We start from the raw sequence: 26,124 nt of genomic DNA, 5'->3' as shown, positions 1-26,124 counted from the left end.
TCCGATGACCGGTGTTCAGACCTATGCCAGCGACGTGGCCTTCACCCCCGCTGTGAAGGCCATCCAGGCGCGCAAGGGGTCACGCGAGGCCTATGCTCGCGCCGAGCAGCGCGGCTGGCGCACCGAGGTCGACGAGAACCTGGAGGCCTTCCTCGCCGATGCCAACAGCTTCTATTTCGCCACGGCGTCCGCCGACGGCCAGCCCTACATCCAGCACCGCGGTGGCCCGAAGGGGTTTCTGAAGGTGCTCGACAAGCAGACGCTCGCCTTCGCCGACTATGCCGGCAACCAGCAATACTTGACCCAGGGCAATCTCTCCGAGAACCCCAAGGCCTACATCTTCGTGATGGACTACGTCCACCGCCGACGCGTGAAGATCTGGGGCGAAGCTCGCGTGGTGGAGGACGACGATACGCTGACGGAGGCGCTGATGCCAAAAGGCTATCGCGCGCGCCCAGAGCAGGTGATTCTGTTCAAGATCGCTGCCTGGGACACCAACTGCCCGCAGCACATTCCGCAGAAGTTCGACGCCCCGGATGTTGCGGCGGCCTTAGCGGCAAGAGACCAGCGGATAGCGGAGCTTGAGGCGGAGGTGGCGGCGCTGAAAGGACGGACAACCGCAGGCTAATCGTCCACGTCGTCCTGCGTGCGGCCGAAGAGGTGCACGATGCCCGGCGTCGCGATCGTCACGAACACGAAACGTGAGAGGTGATGGGCGCCGACGAAGATCGGGTCGATGTGAAGCGTGAGCGCCAGCGCCAGCATCGCGTCCATCGCGCCGGGCGCGAACGCAACGACCACGTCGGAGAATTTCACCTGAGTCGTGAGCGCGACGATGCCAACGAAGATGGCAGAGACGGCGATGGCGACGGCAAACGATCCCAGCGCCGCGTTGATGTGACCGGTCAGCGTCTTGATCCGCATCCGGGCAAAGCGGCTGCCGATCAGGGCACCGATGCCGACCAGCGAGACGCCGCGCACCCAGTTCGGCAGGCCACCTTCAACCCAGCCCGCGCCGTGCAGCACGCTGGAGGCAATCATCGCGCCGAACATCCAGCTCGCCGGAAACCTGATCAGCCGCAGCACGAGCGATGTCGCGAGGGAAGCTGCGACCAGTTCGAGAAGATCGAGCGGCGAGGCGATCGTTGTCGTGAGCGACGGCGCGACGGAAGGGGCAACGCCCGCGATCGCCAGCACCATCGGCAGGGCTGCGGTCAGGATGATCACGCGCATGGTCTGCACCACTGCGATTCCAGGCAGGTCGGCGCCGCGCTCGACCGCCAGAATCGTGATCTGCGACAGCGCGCCGGGACTGCCGGCGAGGAACGCCGAGGTGCGGTCCCAGCCGTGGACGCGCTGAAGGTAATAGCTCGAACCGAAGGTCGAGCAGAAGGTGGCGAGCGCCAACAGGCCGATGGTCAGCGGATAGGCGCTGACTTGCTGGATCAGATGGCGTGAAACGACGGAGCCCAGCGAAATCCCGAGCAGCACCAGCACGGTCTGGGTCAGGAGCGGCGGGATGGCAAGCTGGCGTCCGGCAATCGCGGCGATGCCGACCGCGATCATCGATCCCGAGATCAGTCCGCCCGGCAGGCCTGCGACAAGGAAGACGAGACCGCCCGCCGCGCCGACAACTAGCGTTTCGGCGGTCCTCAAGACCTTGGCACGGCTCGGCCATTCGAACGGCGGGGAGGCGGTGATTTGCTTCACGCCGCCTTATCGCAAATCGGCGAGAGGTGCACAATTGCAGGCTCGTCATGCCGCAATGCGTGCGCCCCTCACCGAAGGCCGGCGGTGAATTGTGACGGATTTACTTCTTGTCGGCGGCGGGAGCAGTGCCGGCCTTGGCGCTCTTGATGCACTCGGAGCGGAATTTCTTGCGCTCCTTGCCGTGCAGGCCCTTGGCATCCGCCTGCTTGGAGCATTCGAGCGATTCGGCCGAGCGCTCCTTCGGCGCCTTCTTCTCGGTGGTGGTGGCATCGGTCTTGGCCGCCGGCGCTGCGGTCTGTGCGAAGGCGGTGCCGGTGGCGAACAGGGAGGCAATGGCGACGACGGCGAGGCGGGAGGCGAGGGTCATGATGTTGCACTCTTCCTTCTTGGGAGAATTGCGGAGGACGCGACCGTCGGCCCGTATTGCTGAACGCGACATGAATAATCTCAACGGCGGCATCACTATATTTTGGCGTCGATTGCCATCGCTTCCTTGTCGGAAGTGCGGGACCCGTTAGGATAGTAATCCCGTTTTTGTCTGCCTGAGGGAGACCAAGGATGACCATTCAAGCGAAATTGTTGTGTGCGATTGCAGCATCGGGCGTTGCCGCGCTGATCGCGAGTGCGCCGGCGCAGGCGCTGACCACGCAGGAGTGCAGCGCGAAATACCAGGCCGCCAAGAAGGACGGCTCGCTCGGCACCATGAAGTGGAACGACTTCCGCAAGGCCCAGTGCGGGGCGGATGCGACGCCGGCGGCCGCGCCTACTGCCGCGGCACCGGCTGCGCCGCCGCCCGCTGCCGAGCCGAAGCAGGCGAAGAAGGAGGCTGCTCCTGCCGCAGCTCCGGCGCCGACCCTGCCTTCGGGCCCTGCGATCTTCCCGAACGCGGTCGATCCGAAATATGCCAAGGAGACCGCCGGCAAGGCTCGCCTCCATACCTGCGTCGATCAGTACAACGCCAACAAGGCTACCAATGGCAATGGCGGCATGAAGTGGATCCAGAAGGGCGGCGGCTATTACAGCGAGTGCAACAAGAAGCTGAAGGGCGCTGCCTGAGCTTCCAACAGACGCGATGGCCGGAGCAAAGCTCCGGCCATTTTGCTTAGTCCAATAGCTTCTCGGCCGATTTCGCCACGAGCTGCGACCGCTTGCGCGGGCCCCGCTCGATGAACAAAAGGCTCTGGCCGAAGATGAAGCAGTAGAACAGGAAGGCCTGCGCCTCGGCCTCTTCGGACTCGAGGCCGGTCGCGCGATAGAGCTCGGCCACATGCTTGAGCCGTGCCGCATCCACGCCGGCCACCGCCGCTGCCGCGTTTTCGTCCGAGCGCGCCCATTGCCGGATCGCGAGCTCGATCGCCATGCCTTCCGGATTGAGCCGCTCGGAATAGAGCTGGATCACCGCCCTCAGCCGCTCGCGGGGCTCTTGCCCGTCGAGACTGGTCTGCTGCGCGATGGACGCTGCGCGACCCTCGCGCCAGCGCACCAGCATGGCCTCGAGCAGCGCGGCGCGGTCGGCGAAACGGCGGTAGAACCCGCCCTTGGTGACGCCGAGATTCTTGGCGAGCACTTCGACCCGCACGCCCTCGACGCCTGCGCGGGCGAGCTCGCTAAACCCAGCCTCGACCCAGACATCGCCCTTGCCGTCACTCATGAAGGAAGCCCGCTCTTGATACGCTGCCGTATTGCTAACGCGCCTGCCTCATGATACGCTACCGTATCAAGACCAAGAACACGGGCCAGGGCAGGAAATGACGATGGAGCACGAGGCGACCTATCGCGGCACGGTCTATCCATGGCAGTGCGATCATGTCGGTCACATGAACATCATGTGGTATGTCGGCAAATTCGACGAGGCCAACTGGAATCTGTTCGCCCGGCTTGGGCTGACGCCGAGCTATCTGCGCGCCTCCGGCCGCGGCATGGCGGCGGTGCAGCAGAATATCACCTACAGACGCGAACTGCTCGCCGGCGATATCATCGAAGTCCGCAGTCACCTGCTCGAGCTTCGCGGCAAATCGATCCGCTTCCGGCACGACATGACGAACGCCGAGTCGGGCGAAATGGCTGCGTTCTGTGACATCACGGCCGTGCATATGGACCGCAGCCTCCGAAAATCTGCGCTCTTCACCGACGCCATTCGCGAGATCGCGTTGCGCCATCTTGTCGAACCGGCGCAGGCCTGAGCCATGGCGGCGTTCGAGCCGAAAAATCCGGGCTACCGTGCGGCGGCCATCGCCATGTTCGAGGGCCAGCCGGCGATGCGTACGCTCGGCATCGTGATCGTCCGCCTGGCGCCGGGCGAGGTCGAACTGGCCATGCTGCATTCGCCGACCTTTACGCAGCAGAACGGTTTCATTCACGCCGGCATCATCACCGCGGGGCTCGACAATGCCTGCGGCGTCGCCGCCTTCACGCTGATGCCGTCCGAGGCCGATATTCTCACCGTCGAGTTCAAGACCACGCTGCTCGCCCCCGCCCGCGGCGAGCGCTTCGTTTTCAAGGCCGAGGTGGTCAAGCCCGGCCGTACGCTCACCTTCTGCGAAGCCAGGGCGTTTGCCGAGCACGAAGGCAAGACCACGCTGATCGCCGCCATGAGCGGAACGCTGATGGCGATGATGCCCCGCGTCGCGGCTTCGCCCGAACCGCGCGGCCTCCGCGCCGAGCGGTGATTGACAACCCCGGCGGCGCATCCCTTGATGCGCCATGCTTGCGAGTCTCAGCCTTATCCTGCTCTGCCAATTGATCGGCGAGGCCGTGGTCCGCGGTCTCGGCCTGCCGCTGCCAGGGCCCGTGCTCGGCCTGCTGCTGCTCCTGATCCTGCTGCTGGCCCGCGATCGCTTTGCGTCGCTCGCGCGCGGACCGCTGCGCGATGACGGTGTGGAGTCCGCAAGCAAGGGCCTGTTGGCTCATCTTTCGCTGCTGTTCGTGCCTGCCGGCGTCGGCGTGGTGCAAAAGCTCGATCTGCTCGCCTCCCATGGCATCGCCATTGTCCTGGTGCTGGCACTCTCGGTGGTTCTCACCTTGCTTGCCACCGTCCTGACCTTCCGCCTGGTCAGTGGCCTGTTGAAACAGCAGGACCTCAGATGAAGGACAATCCGTTCTCGCTCTGGGTCTATCTCTCGCAGTCGCCGCTGCTCTGGTTGACGGTGACGCTGCTGGTCTATGCGACCACGGACGCGGTGTCGCTGGCGACGCGGCGGCATCCGTTCGCCAATCCCGTGCTGCATGCGATGTGGATCATCGGCGCGTTCCTGCTCGTAACAGGCACGTCCTACACCACCTACTTCGCCGGCGCGCAGTTCGTGCACTTCCTGCTCGGGCCTGCCACCGTGGCGCTCGCCGTGCCGCTTTATGAAAACCGCAAGCGCGTTGTCTCCTCCATTGTGCCGATGCTGGTGGCGCTGGCCGCGGGTTCGGTGACGGCAGTGGTGTCTGTTGTCCTGCTGGCGGAGTTGGCCGGGCTCCCGCGTGACGTGGTGCTCGCGCTGGCGCCGAAATCGGTCACGGCCGGCGTTGCCATGGGCATCGCCGAATCCCTGCATGCGGATCCGTCGCTGACAGCGGTTGCGGTCATCCTCACCGGTATTATGGGGGCGATCGTCGTCACGCCGCTGATGAACCGCACCGGCGTGACCGATTTCCGCGCCCGCGGTTTCGCGGCTGGTCTTGCCGCGCACGGTATCGGCACGGCCCGCGCGTTTCAGGTCGATGAAATCGCCGGCGTCTTCTCCGGCATCGCCATGAGCCTGAACGCTTTGGTGACGTCATTCCTGGTCCCTTTGGTGGTGACCCTGCTGGTGCGATGACATCGCCGCTGCGACTCTCTATATGGAGCGTAACAAGTGCCAGTTCCCAGGCGTATGTGCGGAAATGGGACCGAAACGGGACGAGATATGGGATTCAGGAATAGGGGCCTTGAGCCGACGCGGCGCGTCGCTTTGACGTTGATCGGGGCGGGTGCGCTCGCGGCCGGCGGGGTGACGCTGGCGCGCGCCGCAGCGACGGGTGATGACGAGGTGCTGACCGAAGCCAAGGTGCTGCGCGACCCTGATGTTCCCGTCGCCGGTAATCCCGAGGGTAACATCAGCATCATCGAATGGTCCGACTACAATTGTCCCTATTGCCGCAAGCTCGAGCCAGAGCTGCGCCAGGTCGTCCAGGACGACGGCAAGGTCAGGCTGGTCCTGAAGGACTGGCCGATCCTCGGACCCGTCTCGGTGACGGCCGCCCGGATCGCGCTCGCCGCGAAATTTCAGGACAAGTACCACCAGGCCCATGACGCCATGATGGGCGTCAGCTCGCGCCTGACCGAGTCGCGGATCAACGAACTGCTCGCATCCGTCGGCGTCGACATGAACCGCCTCAAGAGCGACCTCGCCGCGCACGGCAAGGACATCGACGCGATCCTCAAGCGCAACAACGATCAGGCCGAGGCCTTCGGCTTCCGCGGCACGCCGTCCTTCATCGTCGGCAAGTACCGCATTCCACGCGCGCTCAGCATGAACGAGTTCGAGCAGGTCATCGCGGATGCCCGCAAGGCCAAGATGAACTGATTACGGACAAGCAAAGGCGCCGCCGCGGAGCCGCGACGGCGCCTTGTTCATTGTGCTCGTTACTTCGATGAGATGCGGACCCAGTCCTTGTGCGCGCGGTCGCGCAACGCGTCCCAATCGGCCTTTGCGACATCCCAGTTCACGATGGTGCGGTTGGTGATCGCGACTTCACCATTGGCGACCGACGACGTCTGCATGGAGTCGTAGATATAGACGCCGCAAGCGAGCAGCAGCGCGCCCAGGATCATTCCGAAAAAAGTCTGCATGGCGAACCTCCGGTGACGGACCGATAACGTTGGTCCCGGAGTGATGGTTCCGCGGCAGTGCGGCGCGGTTAAGGTCGCTTCGTTCACGCCCCGTTCAGCCACGCCAGCAGCTCGGCGTTGATCTCGCGCGGATAGGTGTGGCTGAGATCGTCGATCTCGCGATAGGTGACGTCAGCACCGGCCGCGGCGAGCGCGGCTTGCGTCTGCCGTGCGGTCTGCACCGGAAACATCCAGTCAAGCCTGCCGTGGGTGATGAAAACAGGCAGTCCCTGCAGACGCGCGGCGTCCGCCACCTCCGCCATCAGCGGATGGAAGGTCGCCGACACCGGTGCGAGATGCGTGAAGGGCGAGGTGCCATCGAGTCCGCTGACATAGCAGAAGGTGCCGCCGTCGCTCATGCCCGTCAGCAGCATGCGTGAGGCATCGACCGACCAGCGGCTGCGCACGGCTTCGAGGATTCGCATCAGGTTGGGCGTGTCGGTGTCGTCGCCCATCAGCGCCCAGGTTTGTCCTGTTGCGGTCGGCGCCACCAGGATTGCACCAAGGCTGCGCGCATCGCGCAGCCAGCTCCATAGGAAGCCGCGGCCATTGCCGCTGCCGCCATGCAGTGCCACGACCAGCGGCCAGGTGCGATCGGCCGTATAATATTCGGGCACATATACCGAGAAGCCGCCGCGGCTGCCGAGCTCGTTGTGATCGTGGAAGATGCCGGTGTGCTCGCTGGCACCGACCTCCAGCCGCGCCAGCAACGCCTCATTGTCGCGATTGGCCGCATTGAGGAAGAAGTTGCTCACCGGCGGAAACTGCGCCGAGAGCGGATAAAGAGCCTCCTGCGCGCGCGGCAGATGGCGTAGCGCGCGGAACACAGCGACGAGATCGCCATTGCCGCGCTCAACGTCGCGGATGCCGGCAAAGGCGGCGAGCGTCTCGTTGCAGGCGCGATCCAGTCGCTCCCGAAGTTCGGCGAATTGCTCCGGCCACCCGCCGATCGTTGCCTGTGCCGACCGGAGCGTATCATCCGGCGCGCCGATTGCGTTCATCACCGAGCCGAACGCCGGCGGATGCAAATGCCGGGCGAAGTAGCCGAGCGCTTCCAGCGCATTGAGCAGCGGCGGCAGCACGGCCACGATGTCGTCAACGACGGCCTCGGTCATCGCCCCTTCCTCTGCTTGGAGCCGGTTCAATCTTTGTCAGTGCAGCTTCGGCGCCTTCAGTAGCTTGAAACGGTCGGTCGACGTCACGGTGACGTCGAAGGTGACGCCCTCATGATGCGCGGTGCCTTGATGATGCACGGTGAGAGGCACATCGACGCCGGCGGCGCCGAGCCCCCACATCTTCTTGTAGAATGCCGTCTGGCTCGTGACCTTCTCGCCGTCCACCGCGAGGATGATGTCGCCGGTCTTGAGCTCGGCGCGGGCGGCCGGACCGTTGGCGGAGATCCCGATCACCACCACGCGGTTGTCGATCTCGGTGGAATAGAGCCCGAGCCACGGCCGCGCCGGCTTGTTGACGCGGCCAAACTTGCGGAGGTCGTCGAGGATCGGCTTCAACAGGTCGATGGGCACGACCATGTTGACATGCTCGGCCTTGCCGTCGCGCTCACGCTCGAGCTGGAGCGAGCCGATGCCGATCAATTCGCCGCGCTCGTTGATCAGCCCCGTGCCGCCCCAGTTCGGATGGGCGGGATAGGTGAACAAGGCCTCGTCGAGCAGATACTCCCAGTAGCCGGCGAACTCCTGCTTGGCGACGATCTGGCTCGCGACCGATCGCGTCCGTCCCCCGGCGCCGCCGACCACGACGCGGTCGCCGAGCCTGATATCCGCAGACGAACCGAGCGGCAATGGCTCGATGTCGAGCTGGCCGAGAACCTGCACGAGGCCGAAGCCGGTGACCGCGTCGAACCCCAGCACATGCCCCTCCACGACGCGTCCGTCGCCGAGATGAAGCCAGACCGATTCCGCCTCGGTGATGAGATAGCCGATGGTGAGCACCAGCCCGTCGTCAATCACGACGCCGTTGCCGGCGCGCTCGGTGCCGAGCGTTTCGGCGCTAAAGGCGTCCGGCGGGATGATGGCGTGCAGTCCGACGACGGATGCGAGCGCACGATCGAGGTCGAAACCGTAGTCGCTCGCGCGCGGCTGATTGGCTGGCGGCACTCTCCATTCGGTCAGAGCGGGCATGGAGGTCTCCTGATCTGCGAGCGCGGTCCCTTCGCCGCAAGAAGGAGGCGCGCGAAGGAGAGGTAATTTAGGCCGAGGGCGGTCGTCTTGAAAGACTTGACCTCAACTATTCCGGACGCTTCGGCCCAATTCAGCGATCGTACCAGGAACTGCCGCGGCTCAGCGTCGCCAGCGCCGGACCGGGGTTGGTCGCGCGGGCCGCATGGCTGATGTCCGGCGAGCCGCTGGTCGTTGACGGGTGAAGCTGCTAACCATTGCCGCTTCGTTCGACCAAGAGATCACGGACCGAAGCAATGGATAACCGTAGCGACATCTGGCGTGGCATCGACACGATCAAGGGACGATTCATCGACCTCAGCGACAAGGTCTGGGGCATGCCCGAGGTCTGCTACACCGAGGCGCGCTCCGCCGCCGAGCATCTCGCCGAACTGCGCCACCAGGGCTTCCGTATCACCGAGAAGGTCGCGGGCATTCCGACCGCTGTGATGGGCGAATGGGGCGAGGGTGGTCCGGTCATCGCGTTCATGGGTGAATATGATGCTCTCCCGGGCCTCAGCCAGGAGGCCGGTATTGCCGAGCATCGTCCGGTCGAGACCGGCGGCCATGGCCATGGCTGCGGTCACAATCTGCTCGGTTCCGCGGCGCTGCTCGCGGCGACCGCGGTCAAGGACTGGCTCGCCGAACACAAGGTGCCCGGTCGCGTGCGCTATTACGGCTGTCCGGCGGAAGAGGGCGGCGCGGCCAAGGCCTTCATGGTGCGCTCCGGCGCGTTCGCGGACGCCGATATCGCCATCACCTGGCATCCGCACAGCTTCTGGGAAGTCGCGGTGACGCCGTCGCTCGCCAACACCCGGGCCGACTTCATCTTCACCGGGCGCACCTCGCATGCGGCGGCTTCGCCCCATCTCGGCCGCTCCGCGCTCGACGCGGTCGAACTGATGAATGTCGGTGTGAACTATATGCGCGAGCACATGCCGAGCGATGCGCGCGTGCATTACGCGTTGCTCGACACCGGCGGTATTGCGCCCAACGTGGTGCAGGCCCATGCCCGGGTGCGCTACTCCATTCGCGCCCGCGACCTTCCCGGCATGAACGAGCTGGTCGGGCGCGTCAGCAAGATCGCAGAAGGTGCGGCCTTGATGACCGAGACCAAGGTCGAGATGAAGATCATCTCCGCGGTCTCCAACATCCTGCCCAATACGCCGCTGGAGCACGCGCTGCATCGGGTCATGGAAGAGCTCGGACCGCCGCATTTCGATGATGCCGACAAGGGCTTTGCCAACCAGATCCGCGCGACGCTGACCGACAAGGACATCGCCTCGGTCTATTACGCAATCGGCATGGAGCCGACCGATCGGCCGCTGGCCGACTTCCTGGTGCCGCTGGACGCCAAGCGCAACCCGCTGGTCGGTTCAACCGACGTTGGCGACGTGAGCTGGGTGGTGCCGACCGTGCAGGTTCACGCACCCACGGTTGCAATCGGCACGCCTTTCCACACGTGGCAGGTGGTGGCGCAGGGAAAGAGTCCGCATGCCCACAAGGCGATGGTGCAGGCAGCCAAGGCCATGGCCGGCCTCGGCATCAAGGCGCTGACAGAACCGGAACTGATCAAGGCCGCGAAGGCCGATCTGACGAAGCGGACGGCGAAGACACCTTATGTCTGCCCACTGCCGGACCACGTCGCGCCGCCGCTCAATATGTCTGTGGCGTAGAATTCCATCTCGATACTTCGTCTGATCTGAAGAACAAATTTTCCGCAGTGCAACTTGCGTTCCGGCCGATTTTGACGCCGGAATGCCGAACTGTTGGGCTGCGGAACGAAGTTTTGCTCAACAGAAAGCCAGAAGTCCGTTTGCACACACACGGTCGCAGTTGACGTACGGCCTATTCAGTGTGCCATCTACGGCCAGTCAAAACCCGGCGACCGTTCCGCGGCCGCCTGCATCCATACGGGAACCAGACGGGGGACAACCATGCTGGACAAAGAACTGCGTTCAATGATCGGTGAGGTGAAGGACGGGCGGATGGATCGCCGTGCCTTCATCCGGCGCATGGCCGCGGTCGGCCTCACCGCGCCGCTCGCCAACCAGCTTCTCTCGATCGGCGGCGTCGCCATGGCCCAGAGCCCGACCCCGTATCCGCCGACCAAGCGTGGCGGCGGCGGTCCGCTCAAGCTGTTGTGGTGGCAAGGTCCGACCCTGCTCAATCCGCATTTCGCCACCGGCACCAAGGATCAGGACGGCTCGCGTCTCTTCTATGAGCCGCTCGCGAGCTGGGACGTCGACGGCAATCTCAATCCGATCCTCGCCGCCCAAATTCCGTCGACCGCGAACGGTGGCCTCGCAGCCGATGGCAAGTCGGTGACCTGGAAGATCAAGCCGGGCGTCAAATGGCATGATGGCAAGCCGCTGACGGCCGATGATTTCGTATTCACCTGGGAATACGCTAGCGATCCCGCCACAGCCGCCGTCTCCATCAGCACCTATGCCGACATGACGGTCGAAAAGGTGGATGACCTTACCATCCGTATCCTGTTCAAGAATCCAACGCCGTTCTGGGCCAATGCCTTCGTCGGCGCGTACGGCTGCGTTATCCCGAAGCATCTGTTTGCGGAGTACAAGGGATCGAAATCCCGCGAAGCGCCGACCAACCTGGCCCCTGTTGGTACAGGCCCCTACACATTCGTCGAGTTCAAGCCGGGCGATCTGGTCCGCGGCAAGCTCAATCCCGACTATCACATGCCCAACAGGCCGTATTTCGATACGATCGATATGAAGGGCGGCGGCGATGCCGTCTCCGCGGCACGGGCCGTGATCCAGACCGGAGAATTCGATTTCGCCTGGAACATGCAGGTCGAGGACGAGGTGCTGCTGCGCTTGGAGAAGGGCGGTAAGGGCAAGACGATCTATGCCACCGGTGGCGACATCGAGTTCATCGCGATCAACTTCACCGACCCCAACACCGAAGTCGATGGAGAGCGGTCGTCGATGAAGACCAAGCACCCGATCCTCTCGGATCCGAAGGTCCGCAAGGCACTGGCGCTGCTCGTCGACCGCGAGTCGGTCAAGAAGGCGATTTACGGTCGCGCCGGACGCACCACGGCGAACTATCTCAACGGGCCCGAGAAGTTCGTCTCCAAGAACACCTCTTGGGAATTCAGCGTCGAGAAGGCGTCGAAGATGCTCGATGAGGCCGGCTGGAAGGTCGGCGCGGATGGCATCCGCGAGAAGGACGGAAAGAAGCTGAAGCTCCTCTACCAGACCTCGACCAACGGCCCCCGGCAGAAGACCCAGGCCATCGTCAAGCAGGCCTGCCAAAAGGCCGGGATCGACGTCGAACTCAAATCCGTCGTTGCCTCGGTGTTCTTCTCGTCCGACGTCGCCAACCCCGACACCTACTCGAAGTTTTATTCCGACATCGAGGAATTCCAGATTCCGATGACCCAACCGGATCCGGCCCTGCACATGAGGCGCTATGTCTCCGCCAACGTCGCCACCAAGGAAAATAAGTGGCAGGGCCCGAATTTCCCGCGTTATGTCAACAAGGAGTATGACGACGCGATTACGGCGGCCGAGACCGAGACCGATCTGGTCAAGCGCGCGGCCCTCTACATCAAGTGCAACGACCTGCTATGGCAGGACACCGTGTTCATTCCGGTGATGCACCGTCTTGTGGTGGATGCCTGCGCCACCTCGCTGAAGCCCGTGGTCTCGGGCTGGGCCAACAGGACCGACAACATCCAGGACTGGTACCGGGAGGCGTGATCGTAGGCCGGGATTCTCCGCGATGAGCCAGTATGTCCTGCGCCGCCTTCTGATTGCCGTTCCGAGCCTGCTGGCGATTTCGCTTGTCCTGTTCGTCGTCCTGGCGCTTGCGCCAGGCGATCCCTTCAGTGATCTCGCGACCAACCCGAACGTGCCGCCCGAAGTGCAAGCCGCGCTTCGGGCGAAGTTCGGCCTCGACGATCCGATCTATCTCCGTTACCTGCATTGGCTGAACGCCATGGTGCACGGCGACTGGGGCTTCTCCTTCGTCAGCCGGATGAACGTCGACACGCTTATCCTCCAGCGCCTGCCGGCCACGCTCTATGTGATCGGCTCGGCACAGATCCTGGCGCTGTTGATCGCGATTCCCGTTGGCGTCTATGCGGCGACGAAGCCATATTCGCTGTTCGACCAGATCGCGAACACGTTCGCCTTCATCGGCTTCTCGCTGCCGACCTTCTTCACCGGCCTGCTGTTCATCCTGATCTTCTCGGTCACGCTGGACTGGCTGCCGTTTGTCTACTCCACCGACATCAAGGCGACCGGCATTCATTGGGTGCTCGAGATGATCCGGCAGGCGATCATGCCGGTGGCCGTGCTCGGCCTGTTCCAGGCGGCGTCGATGACGCGCTTCGTACGCTCGGCGATGCTCGACGTCATCCGGCTCGACTACGTCACCACGGCGCGCGCCAAGGGCCTCGGTCAGGCCAAGGTCATCGTCAAGCACGTCATGCGCAACGCCATGATCCCGGTGGTGACGCTGATCGCGTTGCAGATGCCGGCCGTGTTCGGCGGCGCCATCGTCACCGAGCAGATCTTCCGCATCCCCGGCATCGGCTCGCTGCTGATCTCCTCAATCCTTTCCAACGACACGCCGGTCGTGATGGCCGTGACCTTCGTGTTTGCGTGCCTGGTCGTGTTGTTCAATCTCATCGCGGACGTCCTGTATGGCTGGCTTGACCCTCGCATCTCCCTCCGCTGAGCGGCGCACCTATTCGCCCTGGCGCGAGACGTGGCGGCGCTACAGCCGTCACCGGCTTGCCGTCGTCAGCGCATTCTTGCTGCTTATCCTGATTCTGGCGGTGGTGGTCGGTCCCTTCATCTGGCGCGTGAAGATCAACGACATCGACATTGTCGCAGGCTTGCAAGGGCCGTCGCTGTCTCATCCCTTCGGCACCGACGACCTCGGCCAGGACATCCTGGCGCGCATGATCTATGGCGGCCGGATCTCGCTCGCGGTCGGATTGGCTGCAATGCTGGTGTCGGTGTTCATCGGCACGCTGATCGGCGCGCTCGCCGGCATGTCTCGCGGCGCGCTTGGCCACGGATTGATGTGGCTCACCGATCTCTTTCTGTCGCTGCCGCAATTGCCGCTGCTCCTGCTGCTGATCTATCTCTTCCGCGACGGGCTGAAGCAGGTGTTCGGCCCCGAGGGCGGCATTTTCATCCTGATCGTGCTCGTGATCGGCGGACTGCGCTGGATGCCGGTCGCGCGTCTCGTTCGCGCCCAGTTCTTGTCAATCCGCGAGAAGGAGTTCGTCGAGGCGGCGCGTGCACTCGGCGCGAGCCCGGTGCGGCAAGTGGTGAGGCACATCCTGCCGAATGCGCTCGGTCCGGTGATCATCGCCGGCACCATCGACGTTGCCGCCGCGATCATCGCGGAATCGACGCTGTCCTTCCTCGGCCTCGGCTTTCCGCCTGATACCCCCACCTGGGGGCGGCTGCTGTTCGATGCCAAGGACTTTCTCGACATCGGCCCGCACTGGGCGCTGTTCCCGGGCGGCGCGATCTTCATCGCAGTAGTCGCCATCAACTTCATCGGCGACGGTCTGCGTGACGCGCTCGATGCGCGACGGGTAATCTGATGGCGCCGCTGCTCGAGATCAAGGGACTGAAGACCCACTTCTCTACCGACGACGGCATCCTGCAAGCCGTCGACGGCGTCGACATCACCATCAACAAGGGCGAGACGCTCTGCGTCGTCGGCGAATCCGGTTGCGGCAAGACCGTCACGGCGATGTCGATCCTGAAGCTGATCGCGATGCCGCCCGGCCGCATCGCAGCAGGCGAGATCATCTTCGAAGGTCGCGATCTGGTGCCGCTGACGAGCAATCAGCTCGACGACATCAGGGCGAAGGAGATCGGCTTCATCTTCCAGGAGCCGATGACCTCGCTCAACCCGGTGCTCACCATCGGCGAGCAGATCGCCGAAAGCCTGCGCCGGCACGAGGCTGTGACCAAGAAGCAGGCGCTCGAGCGCACCATCGAGATGCTGAAGCTGGTGCAGATCCCGAACGCCGAAGGCCGCGTGCACCATTACCCGCACCAGTTCTCCGGCGGCATGCGCCAGCGCGTGATGATCGCGATGGCGCTCGCCTGCAGGCCCAAGCTCGTCATCGCCGATGAGCCGACCACCGCGCTCGACGTCACCATCCAGGCGCAGATCCTAGATCTGCTCCAGGACATGAAGGAGCGCTTCGGCATGGCGGTGATGCTGATCACCCATGCCATGGGTGTCGTGGCCGAAACCGCGCAGCGCGTCGTGGTGATGTATGCCGGCAAGGTGGTGGAGGAGGCCGGCGTCGACGCTCTGTTCGCCGATCCGCGCCATCCCTACACGCAGGGCCTGATCCGCTCGATTCCGCGCATCGATCTCGATAGCGAGCACAAGACGCGGCTCGAGGCGATCGGCGGTTCGGTGCCGATCCTGATCAATCCACCGGTCGGCTGCCGCTTCGCACCGCGCTGCAAGTTCGCCATGAATGTCTGTATCGAAAAGGAGCCGCTGCTGCGGGAGATCGCGCCCGGCCATCGCATGGCCTGTCACCTCGGCGATACGCAAGTAGGAGGCGCGGCATGAGCGAGCCCTTGCTCCGCGTCAGCGGTCTGAAGAAGTATTTTCCCGTGCTCGGCGGCCTCTTGTCGCGCCAGGTCGGCAGCGTCTACGCGGTCGACGGCGTCTCGTTCTCGGTCAATCGCGGTGAGACACTCGGTCTCGTCGGCGAGTCCGGTTGCGGCAAGTCGACGACGGGGCGCTGCGTGCTGCGCCTGATCGAGCCGACCGATGGCGAGGTCGTATTCGATGGCCAGGACGTGCGCCAACTCGGCGGCAGCGATCTGCGCGCGATGCGGCGGAACATGCAGCTCGTGTTCCAGGATCCGTTTGCCTCGCTCAATCCGCGCATGACGGTCGGCTCGATCCTCGGCGAAGCCTTCATCATCCACAATCTCGCATCCAGCGCCAAGGAGCGCGAGGAGCGTGTCGCGGGTCTACTGGTCAAGGTCGGCCTCAAGGCCGAGCACATGCGGCGCTATCCGCACGAGTTCTCCGGCGGCCAGCGCCAGCGTATCGTGATCGCGCGGGCGCTCGCGGTCGAGCCCAAGCTGATTGTCTGCGACGAGCCGGTGTCCGCGCTCGACGTCTCGATCCAGGCCCAGGTGATCAACCTCCTTGAAGATCTTCAGGCCGAGCTGAACCTCACCTATCTGTTCGTGGCGCATGACCTCTCGGTGGTCGAGCACATCTCCGACCGCGTCGCGGTGATGTATCTCGGCCGCATCGTCGAGCTGGCAAAGGCGAGCGACCTCTACCGCAATCCGCAGCATCCCTACACCAAGGCGCTGCTCTCCGCCGTGCCGGTGCCCGATCCCAAGCTCAAGCGCAACCGCATCCGCCTCAAGGGCGACGTACCGAGCCCGATGAAGCCGCCCTCGGGCTGTCACTTCCATACCCGCTGCCCGATCGCCCAGCCGCGCTGCGCCGAAGCCGCGCCGGAGTTGAAGGAAGGCGCGGGAGGACATTTCGTGGCGTGTCATCTGGCCTAAGCTACCGCAAGGGGGAACGTATGGGCCAGGTACAGGACGTGATGCTCGGCGCGATTGATATTGCCGCGACGGACCGCGACGCATCGGCGCGGCGGGCGCTGTGGGGATCGGCGCTCGGCTACGCCATGGACGGGTTCGATCTTCTCATCCTCGGCTTCATGCTGACGGCGATTTCGAAAGACCTCCATCTCACGCAGCCGCAGGCCGCCTCATTGGTGACGGGCACGCTAGTCGGCGCGGTGGTCGGCGGCTTTGTCCTCGGCATGCTGTCGGACCGGCTTGGCCGCGTCAGGGTTCTGACCTGGAGTATCGTCCTGTTCGCGGTCTTCACTGGGCTGTGTGCGCTGGCCCAGGGCTACTGGGACCTGCTGGCCTACCGGGCCATCGCCGGCATCGGTCTCGGCGGCGAATTCGGCATCGGCATGGCGCTGGTGGCCGAGGCCTGGCCTGCGGCCAAGCGCGCGCGGGCCACATCCTATGTCGGGCTTGGCTGGCAATTCGGTGTGCTCACTGCGGCGCTGGTGACCCCGCTCTTGTTGCCGGTCATCGGCTGGCGCGGCATGTTTGCGATCGGCGTGTTTCCGGCGGTGATCGCCTACGTGATCCGGCGCAAGCTCCACGAACCTGACGTCTTCATCGCGCACAAGGCGCAGGCGGCGGACACCGGCTCGTCGCTTCGCGCGCTGGTGGCTGATGCGCAGACGACCCGGACCGGCATCGGAATGATCATTCTCTGCTCGGTGCAGAATTTCGGCTATTACGGCATCATGATCTGGCTGCCGAACTATCTCTCGACGCGGTTCGGCTATGGCCTGACGCAATCCGCGCTCTGGACCGCGGTCACGATTGCCGGCATGGCGCTCGGCATTTTCCTGTTCGGCCATTTCGCCGATCGTTTCGGCCGCCGTGCGGCGTTCCTGACCTATATGCTGGGTGCGGCGATCATGGTGGTGGTCTACTCGCAGCTGACGAGCGCCGGCGCGCTGCTGATCGGCGGGGCCGTGATGGGCTTCTTCGTCAACGGCATGCTCGGCGGCTACGGCGCGTTGATGAGCGAGCTCTATCCGACCGCGGCGCGCGCCACCGCGCAGAACGTGTTCTTCAACATCGGGCGGGCAGTGGCCGGCTTCGGCCCGCTGGTGGTCGGCATCGTCAGCGCTGCCTACGGATTTCCGACCGCGATCGCGGGGCTTGCGCTGCTTTACCTGATCGACATCGTGGCGCTGCTCGTGCTGATCCCTGAGCGGCGCGGCGTCGATCTCGTCTGAGACTGGTCACTGTTCGCGAAGCAGGCCGTGACCTGCAAGAGCTTGCCTGAAAGTTTCGACAGAGGTGTGGTGATGCGCAAAGAGGCCGGCTTCTCTGGCGCCGGCGACATTCGCTGCGAGATCGTCGACAAAGAGGATGGTCTCGGGTCTCACCTTGAGCTCTGAAGCGCAGAGGCGGTAACAGAGGGGATCAGGCTTGGCCGTCTTGAACTGAGCCGAGGTGTAGATCTTGGCGCCGAACAGCGGTCGCAATTCCGGCAGCAGCGTATCGATGTGATCGGCAACCAGCGTGGTATTGTTGGTCAGGACCGCAACATCGACGGTTCGGCGCAGCTGCCCGACAATCTCCAGCATCGCGCGATCGGCCTGCATTGAACAGCGTCGCGCCTCTACCCATTCGCCGAGCGACAGCGGATAGCCGATGCGCTCGCCGAAGCCTCGCAGGTAGTCGACGGGATCGAGCGTGCCGGAGTCGCCAAGCAGCTCGAAGCCACTGTCCCAGATCGCCTGGTGAACGAATTCGTCGGTCGATCCGGCAAGCTCTGCCAAGCGTGCGACGCGCTTTCCCCTGTCATAATCGCAGAGGACATTGTCCATGTCGAAAAGGATCAGCTTGATTCCATCGGTCACGGCAGCACTCTCGGCCCGGCCAGGACGTCCGGCCGCGATCCGAGTGATATCCAAGACGCTGCCGGGCGCAAGCCCGGCTCATCCTTCCAGCGTGAAGCCGACGCGCAAGGTCACTTGGTAGTGGCGTACGGCACCGTTCTCGATGTGGCCGCGAGTCTGCACCACCTCGAACCATTTCATCTCGCGGACCGTTTTGGACGCGCGGCTGATCGCGTTCTTGATCGCGTCCTCGATCGAGGTCTCCGACGATCCGACCAGTTCCAGGATCTTGTAGACATGGTCCTTCTCAGCAGTGGCCATCGCGAGCCTCCCTCGGTTGCGCTGCGGCGTTTTGCCGTCGCGTCGAGTCTGAACGGGCACCGGCCGATCCGGTTCCGTTCCCCGCGATACCTCTGCGCGCGCGAAGCTAAGCGGGCTCGCTGTGCAGGCTGGCTGCCGCAGGCCTGGCCTCGCGCAGCAGGACCCACAGGAGCATGGCGAGCACCGCCATCAGGGCGAAGCCTCCGATGGCCGGCGTCATGGTGCGCTCCAGGCCGCCCGCACCGACGTTCTCCGCGGACAGCCGGGCCGACTGCAGCAGCCCGTAGGCGTTGGCGAGCAGCAGGAGGGCGTAGATCGCGCCGCGCTCGCGCGGGCTCGCCAGCCCGGCAAGGTCTGGAAGCAGCAGCGCGAGCCCGATCCCGACGATCGGCAGGTCGTAGTCGTAGGCATAGGGGCTGATCATCACGGATGCGACCGCGACGATGCCGAGCGCGAAGCGGGCCGACGGTCCGCGCGCAATGGCGAGAGCGACGGCGACGAGCGCCAAGGCTGCCGTGGCCATCTGCCCCCAGAACGCGCCGGCAGGCGGGAGGCCGGCCGTGTACAACGCGGCATAGGCCGAGATCATGCGGAACAGCTGATAGCGGCCTTCCTCGAGATAGCTGGCTGCTTCGCGAATGCTGCCGAGCCAGGCGGTCCAGATCTGCGGACCGAAGGCGAGCGTGCAGGCGAGCGAACTCGCGATCACCACGCTTGCGGCGGCCAGCACCGCCGGCCAGCGGCGCGTCAGCAGCATGTAGATGCCGGCGGCAACGGCCAGATGAGGCTTGATGACCATGAGGCCGAGGGCGACGCCTGATAGCACGGGGCGCCGCTCCACATTGATGCAGACCAGTCCGATCAGCGCGCCGGTCAGGACGCCATTCTGGCCGATGCCGATCGTGATCGCGATAGCCGGGAAAAAGACGATGAGCACGAGTGCGAAGTTGTTTCCCGCGATGACGCGCAGCGTCGCCAGATAGGCCGCCAGCGTGATTGTCGTGAAGAGAAAATAGGCGGCCCAGCCCGGAAGGAGTGCGAGGGGACCAACCAGCAGGTCGAATGGCGGCGGGTAGGTCCAGGGCATGACGCCGGTGGTGCCGCCCGCCGCCGCCATCTGCATCTTGGTGAACGCGGCGAACTGATAGGTCAGGTCGAGATCACCCAGCCAGATCCGCTGCGCGACGATGTGGAAGGCGGCGAAGTCCGCGGTCTGGTTGCCGTACCAGAGGCCGCCTTCGAAGAATCGCCACGTCTTGAAAGCGAGGATGGCCACCAGCAGCGCAAGGATGACGCAGACATAGATCGCCCGCTTCCGGGGCGAGGCCTGGATCTGCTCCAAGGTTGCGGTGAGCATTGGTTCGACAATCTCTCGGGGCGGCATGACTTGCCATCTGCCGGCGAGATTGCGGAGGGAATGTTAAGGTCCGGTAACGAAACGATAAGGATTTGGCCGTGCCATCCGTCCTTGCTGGCTACGGATCCAGCTCCGTATCCCAGTAGAGATAATCCAGCCAGCTGTCGTGCAGATAGTTCGGCGGAAACAGGCGGCCGTTGCGGTGGAGCTGGTGCACGGTCGGCGCGAACGCGTTCTGGCGCGGGAACATCTTGGCCTGCGCCGGCGTGAGATTGCCCTTGCGCAGGTTGCAGGGCGAGCACGCCGCGACCACGTTCTCCCAGGTGGTCTGGCCGCCTTTGCTGCGCGGGATGATGTGATCGAAAGTGAGGTCTTCGGGCGAGCCGCAATATTGGCAGGCGAAACGATCGCGCAGGAAGACGTTGAACCGGGTGAAGGCGGGATGGGTGGTCGGCTTGACGAAGGATTTGAGCGAGACCACGCTCGGCAGCTGCATTTGCAGCGTGGGACTGTGAACCGCCTGATCGTAATGCGCTACGATATTGACGCGGTCGAGGAACACCGCCTTGATCGCGTCCTGCCACGACCACAGAGACAGTGGGTAGTAACTCAGCGGCCGGAAGTCCGCATTCAGCACCAACACCGGCCAACTGCCTTGCGAGACATGTGCGTTCAAGTAACGCTCCCGGCCTCCAATATACGCTGCGAAGCAGCATGTATTGACATACTACATGCAGCGTGACGGGATTGTGAAGCCCGTTGAGCGACTTATTCAGGCGCAAGCAATGCGGCGCCGAGGTGGCAAAGCGCTTAAAAACGACGTGATTTGGGAGGGCCATGCGGCCGGTTCGCCGCGCTGCTCGCGGCCATGTTCGGCGCGGCGTCTCTGCCGAGCTGAGGATTATCCGATACGTCGCATCGCCACGATGGTACCGTTCCCCGGCGCGCGGACCACCGAATACGCTGGCGGGGTTCCCGGCCGTCACCGAGCGTGTCGGCGGCACGGCCCGATGAGCCAGCGTTGAAAGCGCTTTATCCGAGCAGGGAAAGCATGTGGCCCTGCTCAGGCGGGATGCGTCCGTTCAGCGTATCGAGATAAATGCGCTTCACCGCCTCCGGCCCACGGCTCTCGACCACGCTCAAGCATCTTTCCAGCATCGGCGCGAAGCCCGACCAGGCCGTGCCAAAACGCTGCTCGATTCCACCCGGACCCCAATCCTTGGCGCGCTTGCGGATGTGGTCGGGCGCGAAGAACCAGCGTGGCTTGGCGCCGGGCAGGGCACCTTCGTCCGCATCGGTGGCGCGATGCGTCAGACCGACGCGCACTGAGGACTTCATCTGCTCGCCGAAGTGATGATGCAGCCCGGCCCGCAATGCGCTGCTCCCGGCCATGTCGACATAGGCAACCGGCTTGTCGGTCGGCAGCGAATCGATGCGCTCATAGGTGACGATTTCGTCGTAGCAGGGCAGCGAGCCGACGAAGCCGGTATTGCTCGCCGAAGTCAGCCCGATCACCTTGCGCCCGCGGCTGTGCAGAAGATGGGCAAGCCCGAACGCGGTCTTGCTCGAAGCGCTCGACAGCAACACGCTGCGCGCGCCAAAATCGTCGTTCTCGGCCAGAAAATCGTCGACCAGGAACGACAGCATGAACAGCGGCCGGAGCAGCGCCTGAAGGTCGCCCTGATGTCCGGCGAAAGCGGGATCGCCGGTCACCCGGCTATAGAGATTGTAGACCGGCGACACCTGCTTGCGGTGCTCGGCGCCGTCACGAAGCGAGCGCCTGCTGACGTCTGCGGCTTCTACGACGAGATGTGTCGCCATCGGGAAATAGCCGAACAGTCTTTCGCCCACGGTGATACCAGGGTGGTTCGAGGCAATGACCTCGCCGAATCCCCACACCGGGATATTGCCGAACCCCTGTGGCGCCGGAAAGATCTGCCAGTATTTCAGCTGGTCGCCCATCACGGCATAGGTAATGTTGTTGGCGGTGAACGCGAACCGCTCGACCTTCACCAGAAGCGCATCCGCAGGCAGCACGGCGGCGTCCGGGAGGACGGTCTCGATCAGCTTGCATTGCGCGAGATCGTTGCGGGCGACGACGAAGTCCGTCGATGTCATGGTGATGGTCCCGGCTTTTTCCGTGCCGGTATCTTCTCTTTCAAGGTTGCACGCTTTGCAACAGCAACATTGTTTGAAACGATGTTCGCTTCGCCGGCGATGACGCCCTCGCGCTTCTTCACCGCGCGGTAGTAGCTCCACCACAGGTGCGCCGCGGCACCGCGCAACGGACGCCAGGGTTCGGCGAGCGGTGCCATCTGCTTTTCCGTCGGCCGCGCCTGAAGGCCAAGACCGATCTTGATGCCCTCCTGCACGGCGAGGTCGCCGGCGGGCCAGGCATCGCCATGGCCGAGGCAAAACAGGAGATAGACGTCGGCCGTCCACGGTCCGATGCCCGGCAGCGAGATCAGCGTGTGATGCGCGGCGTCGGCATCTTCTTCGGCGAGCACTTCGAGATTCAGCCGCTCGGCAATGATCTCGCGCGCGAGATGTTTCAGCGTCTTGATCTTGGCCGCGGACAGACCGAGCCGCCCCAGCCGGTCGGTGCGGGCGCGGCGCACGGCCTCATGGTCGAACGGATCGAACGCGGCCGACAGCCGCCCCCAGATCGCCGCCGCGCTCGCGGTCGAAAGCTGCTGCCCGCAGACGATATGGGCAAGCCCGGCAAAGCCCGGCTCGCGCCGCCGCAACGCCGGCATGCCCGCAATCTCCAGCACGGGCTTGAGGCGCGGATCGCGCTTCACCAGCGCACGGATCGCTTCTTCGAGGTCGGCTTGGGTCTGGAGGTGGATGGTCATGGTGATTTGGCAAACTCTCTCCGACGCCATGGCCCGGCCTGGCCCGGCCATCCACGTCTTTCTAAGCCCAAGCATTATTTAGCATGAGCCCTGGTCATGTGCGTCCACGAGTTAACGCGATCAGTCTGTGATACCGATGAACGTGGATGGCTGGGACAAGCCCGGCCATGACGAGATTCACTTGATGGCACCACCCGTTTTCCGATTTGCCCCCAGTCCGAATGGCCACCTGCATCTCGGCCACGCCTATTCGGCGCTGCTGAACTTCGACTGCGCGCAAAAGACCCGTGGGCGGCTGTTGCTGCGGATCGAGGACATCGACACGACACGCTGCCGGCCGGAATATGAGGCCGCAATCTACGAGGATCTCGCCTGGCTCGGGATCGCCTGGGAGGCGCCGGTGCGGCGACAATCGGAGCATCTCGCCGATTATCGTGCCGCGCTGGACAAATTGTCTGCACTCGGGCTCGTCTATCCCGCCTTTGAAAGTCGCGCCGCGATCGCAAGGGTCGTCTCGGCGCGTGAGGCGGACGGTCCGTGGCCGCGCGATCCCGATGGTGCTCCTCTGTATCCCGGCAACGCCAGATCACTCTCCAGTGACGAGCGCGAGCGCCTGATCGCCTCAGGCGCGCCTTATGCGTTGCGCCTCGACATGACGGCGGCGTGCGGGCGCATCGCCGGCCTGACCTGGAACGAGTTGGGTGAAGGCCCGGATCGCGAGCGTGGCATGGTCGTGGCGCGACCCGAGGCGTGGGGCGACGTCATCCTGGCCCGCAAAGAGACGCCGACCAGTTACCATCTCTCCGTGGTGGTCGATGATGCGCTCCAGGGCGTGAGCGAGATCGTGCGCGGCCAGGACCTGTTTCACGCCACCTCAGTGCATCGTCTGCTCCAGGCCCTGCTTGGGCTGCCCGAACCCGCCTACCGCCATCACCGCCTGATTCGCGACAGCGAGGGACGGAAGCTGTCGAAATCGGACCAGGCGACCGGTCTGCACGAACTGCGCACAGCCGGGGTGACGCCTGCCGGCATCTGCCAGCTGGTGGGATTAGGTCAAGTTTCTCTGGGGGTTAGCCAAACGCCGCCGTGACTCCAGGGGTTCCGCCGTGCCATGCTCAGCCGATAGTCCGGGGTTCGAAGAGGGTACTTCGAAGGGAATCTATGGCGGCGAAAACGCGCCCATCACGCACCACGCGGACGTCCAGGCGGGCCTCTCGGAAGGGGGCCCGGCCAACCGGCAATGTGCGCAAGCGCAGCACCAAGGCGGTCGCGCCCGACGTCGTCCAGGCCGCGCTCGCGGCCTTTGCCCATGAGGTCCGTACACCCCTGACCGGCATTCTGGCGATCAGCGACTTGCTGTCGACGTCCGATCTCGGTGAGCGGGAACGGCGCTGGGCCGACACCATCAAGGCCGGTGCCGAGCATTTGGCAAACCTGGCCACGCTGTTCGTCGATGCCGCCAAGACCGGCAACAGGGCGGCGAAGAGTGGCGGCACGCTGCGTCAGGATCTGTTCGATCTGCGGGCACTTGCCCGCAGCACCGGCGATTCGCTGGCTGGCCGCGCCGCCGCCAAGGGTCTCCACGCCGAAGTCGATATCTCCGACAAGCTTCCGGGTCTCGTGGTCGGCGATCCCGTCCGCCTCCGCGCCGCGCTCGAGAACCTGATCGACAATGCAGTCAAATTTACCGAGCAGGGCGGTGTGGCGATCTCGGTGGTACCCTGGCGCCCCGTCAAGGGCAGAGCAAGCAGCACCGCGAAGGCCAAGGATAAACGCCGGGTCGGTGTCGCCTTCTCGATCTCCGACAGCGGCATCGGCCTGACCATGGCCGAGATCAAGCGGCTGTTTCGTCCATTCACGCAGGCCAATGTCACCATCGCCTCGCGCTTCGGCGGTGCCGGGCTCGGTTTGTCCTCGGTGAAGCAGCTGGCGCGCGCGATGGGGGGCGATATCACGGTCGCTCCGCGCCGCGGTGGCGGCGCTACGTTTACGCTGACGGTAACGCTCGATGCGGCGGGCCCGGCGAAGCCGCGAAAGCTCGATGGTGACGAAGCGGATGCACTGGTGGCGCTGCGCGTGCTCAGCGTCGAGGACAATCCATTCGGCCGTGTCGTGCTGAACACGATCCTGACCGAGCTCGGACACCATGCCGAGTTCATCGGGCGCGGTGAGGATGCGGTGAGCCGGCTTGCGCAAGGCGGCTTCGATGCGGTGCTGATGGACATGGTGTTGCCCGGCATCGACGGCGTCGAGGCTATCAGGCGAATCCGCAAGATGCAGGCGCCGCTGGCTCAGATCCCGATCATCGGCGTGTCCGGCCGCGGCGAGGACGAGGCGGCCTCGCGCGAGGCGGGCGCCGACGCCTTCCTGGTCAAGCCTGTGTCCCCGCGGGCTTTAGCGACTGCGCTGCTTGAAGCGACACGCCGTGAGGAAGCCGTGACTTGATGATCGCAGCGTTGAGTTCACCGCCGTAGACGAAAATCGCAGCGATGAAATACAGAAACACCAGTGCGATGATCACCGACGCAAGCCCCGCATACATGGTGACGTAATTGTTAGCGAAGCGCGCAAGATACTGGCCGAACACGACGCCTGAGATCAGCGACGCCACCATGGTGAAGACGATGCCGGGCAGGATCTGGAGGAAGCTCCGGCGTCCCGCCGGCAGCCAGGCATGCAGGATGAACAGCGCCACCACCAGCGCGCCGATGGTGATGCCGTAGCGCAGCCAGGTCAGGATACTCTCGTTGGACTCGACGAACAGGGGAATGTGGCGCCGCGCCGCCTCGATGATGAGCGGGCCGAGCACGATCAGGAACGCCATCGCGAGCGCCGTGAAGGCCGCCACCAGCGTGTAGCCGATCGACTCCAATCGCAACCAGTACCAGCGTCGCATCTCCACCACCGCATAGGCGCGGTTGAGCGCGACCCGCAATGCCTCGACGCCGTTCGAGGCAAAATACACCGACAGCACTGCGCCGATCGTCAGCACGCCGGAGCGGGTGGTGGTCAGCACGTCGTGGACTTCGCCCGAGATCGAATCGGCGACCTGCTTGGGCCAGACCTGAAGCATCAGGCTGGCGGCCTGGTCGGCAAGCTCCTTGGAGCCGAAGAAGCCAGCCAGTGACGTCAGAACGATCAGGAACGGGAATAGCGCCATCAGCGTCGACAGCGCGATGTGGCTCGCAATCGCCCAGCCGTCGTCGGCCAGGAATGTGTAGAAGGCGTCCTCCACGACGCAGTAGATGGCGCGGATGGCTTTCACGGTGTGCCCCGGAGCAACGTTGCTCTTGCTCCGCTTGCGGCCCCGATTCCGGCCTCTCCCCGCAAGCGAGGCGAGGCGAAGAAGGGGTATGCGCGCAAATCGGAAATCATCCAGCCAGCTTCTGACATTATTGGCTCAAAAGCCAGATTGG

General features: G+C 64.3%; 29 protein-coding genes. 16 read left to right on the top strand and 13 right to left on the bottom strand.

The window, feature by feature from the left end; translation table 11 throughout:
* Positions 1-4: 4 nt before the first annotated feature.
* The gene (locus tag XH88_RS12650; protein WP_271668623.1) at positions 5-628 is read left to right on the top strand and encodes a pyridoxamine 5'-phosphate oxidase family protein; all 624 of its coding nucleotides are present in this window, start codon (positions 5-7) and stop codon (positions 626-628) included.
* Here the strand turns inward: XH88_RS12650 and XH88_RS12645 are convergent.
* Both XH88_RS12645 and XH88_RS12640 read right to left on the bottom strand, forming a co-directional pair.
* Positions 625-1,710 carry an AbrB family transcriptional regulator gene (locus tag XH88_RS12645; RefSeq protein ID WP_271668622.1) on the bottom strand — a complete coding sequence of 362 codons (1,086 nt, stop codon included), beginning with the start codon at positions 1,708-1,710 and terminating at the stop codon, positions 625-627. The genes XH88_RS12650 and XH88_RS12645 overlap by 4 nt on opposite strands.
* Positions 1,711-1,810: 100 nt before the next feature.
* Positions 1,811-2,077: a PsiF family protein gene (locus XH88_RS12640; RefSeq protein ID WP_271668621.1), complete on the bottom strand. Its 267-nt coding sequence runs from the start codon at positions 2,075-2,077 to the stop codon at positions 1,811-1,813.
* Positions 2,078-2,268: 191 nt separating this feature from the next.
* On the opposite strand from XH88_RS12640, the gene XH88_RS12635 reads away from it, so the two are divergent.
* Complete coding sequence (locus XH88_RS12635; protein ID WP_271668620.1) at positions 2,269-2,766, top strand: hypothetical protein; 498 nt, start codon at positions 2,269-2,271, stop codon at positions 2,764-2,766.
* A gap of 46 nt (positions 2,767-2,812) precedes the next feature.
* Here the strand turns inward: XH88_RS12635 and XH88_RS12630 are convergent, their stop codons facing one another.
* Complete coding sequence (locus XH88_RS12630) at positions 2,813-3,361, bottom strand: TetR/AcrR family transcriptional regulator (protein WP_271668619.1); 549 nt, start codon at positions 3,359-3,361, stop codon at positions 2,813-2,815.
* A 103-nt stretch (positions 3,362-3,464) separates the two neighbouring features.
* On the opposite strand from XH88_RS12630, the gene XH88_RS12625 reads away from it, so the two are divergent.
* The 5 genes from XH88_RS12625 to XH88_RS12605 all read left to right on the top strand — a co-directional run bounded on the left by XH88_RS12625 (position 3,465) and on the right by XH88_RS12605 (position 6,263).
* Entirely contained in the window at positions 3,465-3,893 is a 429-nt protein-coding gene (locus XH88_RS12625; RefSeq protein WP_271668618.1) for an acyl-CoA thioesterase, read from the top strand.
* Positions 3,894-3,896: 3 nt separating this feature from the next.
* A complete protein-coding gene (locus XH88_RS12620; RefSeq protein WP_271668617.1) occupies positions 3,897-4,379 on the top strand; it encodes a PaaI family thioesterase in 483 nt (160 codons plus the stop codon).
* A gap of 34 nt (positions 4,380-4,413) precedes the next feature.
* The gene (locus XH88_RS12615) at positions 4,414-4,797 is read left to right on the top strand and encodes a CidA/LrgA family protein (RefSeq protein ID WP_271668616.1); all 384 of its coding nucleotides are present in this window, start codon (positions 4,414-4,416) and stop codon (positions 4,795-4,797) included.
* Positions 4,794-5,516 carry an LrgB family protein gene (locus XH88_RS12610; protein WP_271668615.1) on the top strand — a complete coding sequence of 241 codons (723 nt, stop codon included), beginning with the start codon at positions 4,794-4,796 and terminating at the stop codon, positions 5,514-5,516. The genes XH88_RS12615 and XH88_RS12610 overlap by 4 nt, the downstream gene beginning before the upstream one ends.
* Positions 5,517-5,603: 87 nt before the next feature.
* On the top strand, positions 5,604-6,263 hold the full coding sequence (locus XH88_RS12605) for a DsbA family protein (RefSeq protein ID WP_271668614.1): 660 nt from the start codon (positions 5,604-5,606) through the stop codon (positions 6,261-6,263).
* 59 nt (positions 6,264-6,322) lie between these two features.
* Here XH88_RS12605 and XH88_RS12600 read toward each other — a convergent pair whose 3' ends face one another.
* From XH88_RS12600 to XH88_RS12590, 3 genes are all read right to left on the bottom strand, one after another.
* The gene (locus XH88_RS12600) at positions 6,323-6,529 is read right to left on the bottom strand and encodes a hypothetical protein (protein ID WP_092288893.1); all 207 of its coding nucleotides are present in this window, start codon (positions 6,527-6,529) and stop codon (positions 6,323-6,325) included.
* A gap of 83 nt (positions 6,530-6,612) precedes the next feature.
* Positions 6,613-7,683: a phospholipase gene (locus tag XH88_RS12595; protein WP_271668613.1), complete on the bottom strand. Its 1,071-nt coding sequence runs from the start codon at positions 7,681-7,683 to the stop codon at positions 6,613-6,615.
* A gap of 36 nt (positions 7,684-7,719) precedes the next feature.
* Complete coding sequence (locus XH88_RS12590; RefSeq protein WP_271668612.1) at positions 7,720-8,709, bottom strand: S1C family serine protease; 990 nt, start codon at positions 8,707-8,709, stop codon at positions 7,720-7,722.
* Between the two features lie 293 nt (positions 8,710-9,002).
* Between XH88_RS12590 and XH88_RS12585 the strand changes: the two genes are divergently transcribed.
* The 7 genes from XH88_RS12585 to XH88_RS12555 all read left to right on the top strand — a co-directional run bounded on the left by XH88_RS12585 (position 9,003) and on the right by XH88_RS12555 (position 17,566).
* Entirely contained in the window at positions 9,003-10,421 is a 1,419-nt protein-coding gene (locus XH88_RS12585) for a M20 family metallopeptidase (RefSeq protein WP_271668611.1), read from the top strand.
* Between the two features lie 261 nt (positions 10,422-10,682).
* Positions 10,683-12,473 carry a peptide ABC transporter substrate-binding protein gene (locus tag XH88_RS12580; protein ID WP_271668610.1) on the top strand — a complete coding sequence of 597 codons (1,791 nt, stop codon included), beginning with the start codon at positions 10,683-10,685 and terminating at the stop codon, positions 12,471-12,473.
* A 22-nt stretch (positions 12,474-12,495) separates the two neighbouring features.
* Positions 12,496-13,455 (top strand): ABC transporter permease, encoded by a 960-nt coding sequence (locus XH88_RS12575; RefSeq protein ID WP_271668609.1) that lies wholly within the window; start codon positions 12,496-12,498, stop codon positions 13,453-13,455.
* The gene (locus tag XH88_RS12570) at positions 13,421-14,338 is read left to right on the top strand and encodes an ABC transporter permease (protein WP_271668608.1); all 918 of its coding nucleotides are present in this window, start codon (positions 13,421-13,423) and stop codon (positions 14,336-14,338) included. Before XH88_RS12575 ends, XH88_RS12570 begins: the two co-directional genes overlap by 35 nt.
* On the top strand, positions 14,338-15,333 hold the full coding sequence (locus XH88_RS12565; RefSeq protein ID WP_271668607.1) for an ABC transporter ATP-binding protein: 996 nt from the start codon (positions 14,338-14,340) through the stop codon (positions 15,331-15,333). Before XH88_RS12570 ends, XH88_RS12565 begins: the two co-directional genes overlap by 1 nt.
* Positions 15,330-16,298: an ABC transporter ATP-binding protein gene (locus tag XH88_RS12560; protein WP_271668606.1), complete on the top strand. Its 969-nt coding sequence runs from the start codon at positions 15,330-15,332 to the stop codon at positions 16,296-16,298. Before XH88_RS12565 ends, XH88_RS12560 begins: the two co-directional genes overlap by 4 nt.
* 20 nt (positions 16,299-16,318) lie before the next feature.
* Positions 16,319-17,566, top strand: coding sequence for an MFS transporter (locus XH88_RS12555; protein WP_271668605.1), 1,248 nt, complete (start codon positions 16,319-16,321; stop codon positions 17,564-17,566).
* Positions 17,567-17,572: 6 nt separating this feature from the next.
* Here XH88_RS12555 and XH88_RS12550 read toward each other — a convergent pair whose 3' ends face one another.
* The 6 genes from XH88_RS12550 to XH88_RS12525 form a co-directional block, all read right to left on the bottom strand.
* Positions 17,573-18,163, bottom strand: a complete 591-nt coding sequence (locus XH88_RS12550; RefSeq protein ID WP_271669051.1) for an HAD family hydrolase — start codon at positions 18,161-18,163, stop codon at positions 17,573-17,575.
* 111 nt (positions 18,164-18,274) lie between these two features.
* Positions 18,275-18,496: a dodecin gene (locus tag XH88_RS12545; protein ID WP_209960868.1), complete on the bottom strand. Its 222-nt coding sequence runs from the start codon at positions 18,494-18,496 to the stop codon at positions 18,275-18,277.
* Between the two features lie 106 nt (positions 18,497-18,602).
* Positions 18,603-19,853 (bottom strand): glycosyltransferase family 87 protein, encoded by a 1,251-nt coding sequence (locus tag XH88_RS12540; RefSeq protein ID WP_271668604.1) that lies wholly within the window; start codon positions 19,851-19,853, stop codon positions 18,603-18,605.
* Positions 19,854-19,971: 118 nt separating this feature from the next.
* Positions 19,972-20,529, bottom strand: a complete 558-nt coding sequence (locus XH88_RS12535; protein WP_028134115.1) for an HNH endonuclease — start codon at positions 20,527-20,529, stop codon at positions 19,972-19,974.
* A 356-nt stretch (positions 20,530-20,885) separates the two neighbouring features.
* Positions 20,886-21,971 (bottom strand): DUF2855 family protein, encoded by a 1,086-nt coding sequence (locus XH88_RS12530; RefSeq protein WP_271668603.1) that lies wholly within the window; start codon positions 21,969-21,971, stop codon positions 20,886-20,888.
* A complete protein-coding gene (locus tag XH88_RS12525) occupies positions 21,968-22,708 on the bottom strand; it encodes a DNA-3-methyladenine glycosylase family protein (protein ID WP_271668602.1) in 741 nt (246 codons plus the stop codon). Before XH88_RS12525 ends, XH88_RS12530 begins: the two co-directional genes overlap by 4 nt.
* A gap of 184 nt (positions 22,709-22,892) precedes the next feature.
* On the opposite strand from XH88_RS12525, the gene gluQRS reads away from it, so the two are divergent.
* Positions 22,893-23,798, top strand: coding sequence for a tRNA glutamyl-Q(34) synthetase GluQRS (gluQRS, locus tag XH88_RS12520; protein WP_271668601.1), 906 nt, complete (start codon positions 22,893-22,895; stop codon positions 23,796-23,798).
* A gap of 71 nt (positions 23,799-23,869) precedes the next feature.
* Complete coding sequence (locus tag XH88_RS12515; protein WP_271668600.1) at positions 23,870-25,153, top strand: ATP-binding protein; 1,284 nt, start codon at positions 23,870-23,872, stop codon at positions 25,151-25,153.
* Here XH88_RS12515 and XH88_RS12510 read toward each other — a convergent pair.
* On the bottom strand, positions 25,080-25,973 hold the full coding sequence (locus XH88_RS12510) for a YihY/virulence factor BrkB family protein (RefSeq protein ID WP_271668599.1): 894 nt from the start codon (positions 25,971-25,973) through the stop codon (positions 25,080-25,082). The genes XH88_RS12515 and XH88_RS12510 overlap by 74 nt on opposite strands.
* Positions 25,974-26,124: the final 151 nt, after the last annotated feature.

The organism is Bradyrhizobium sp. CCBAU 51627, from assembly GCF_028128765.1.
GTDB lineage: Bacteria > Pseudomonadota > Alphaproteobacteria > Rhizobiales > Xanthobacteraceae > Bradyrhizobium.
Note: the sequence above shows the minus strand (reverse complement) of the source record. Positions and strands in the feature narration are given on the sequence as shown.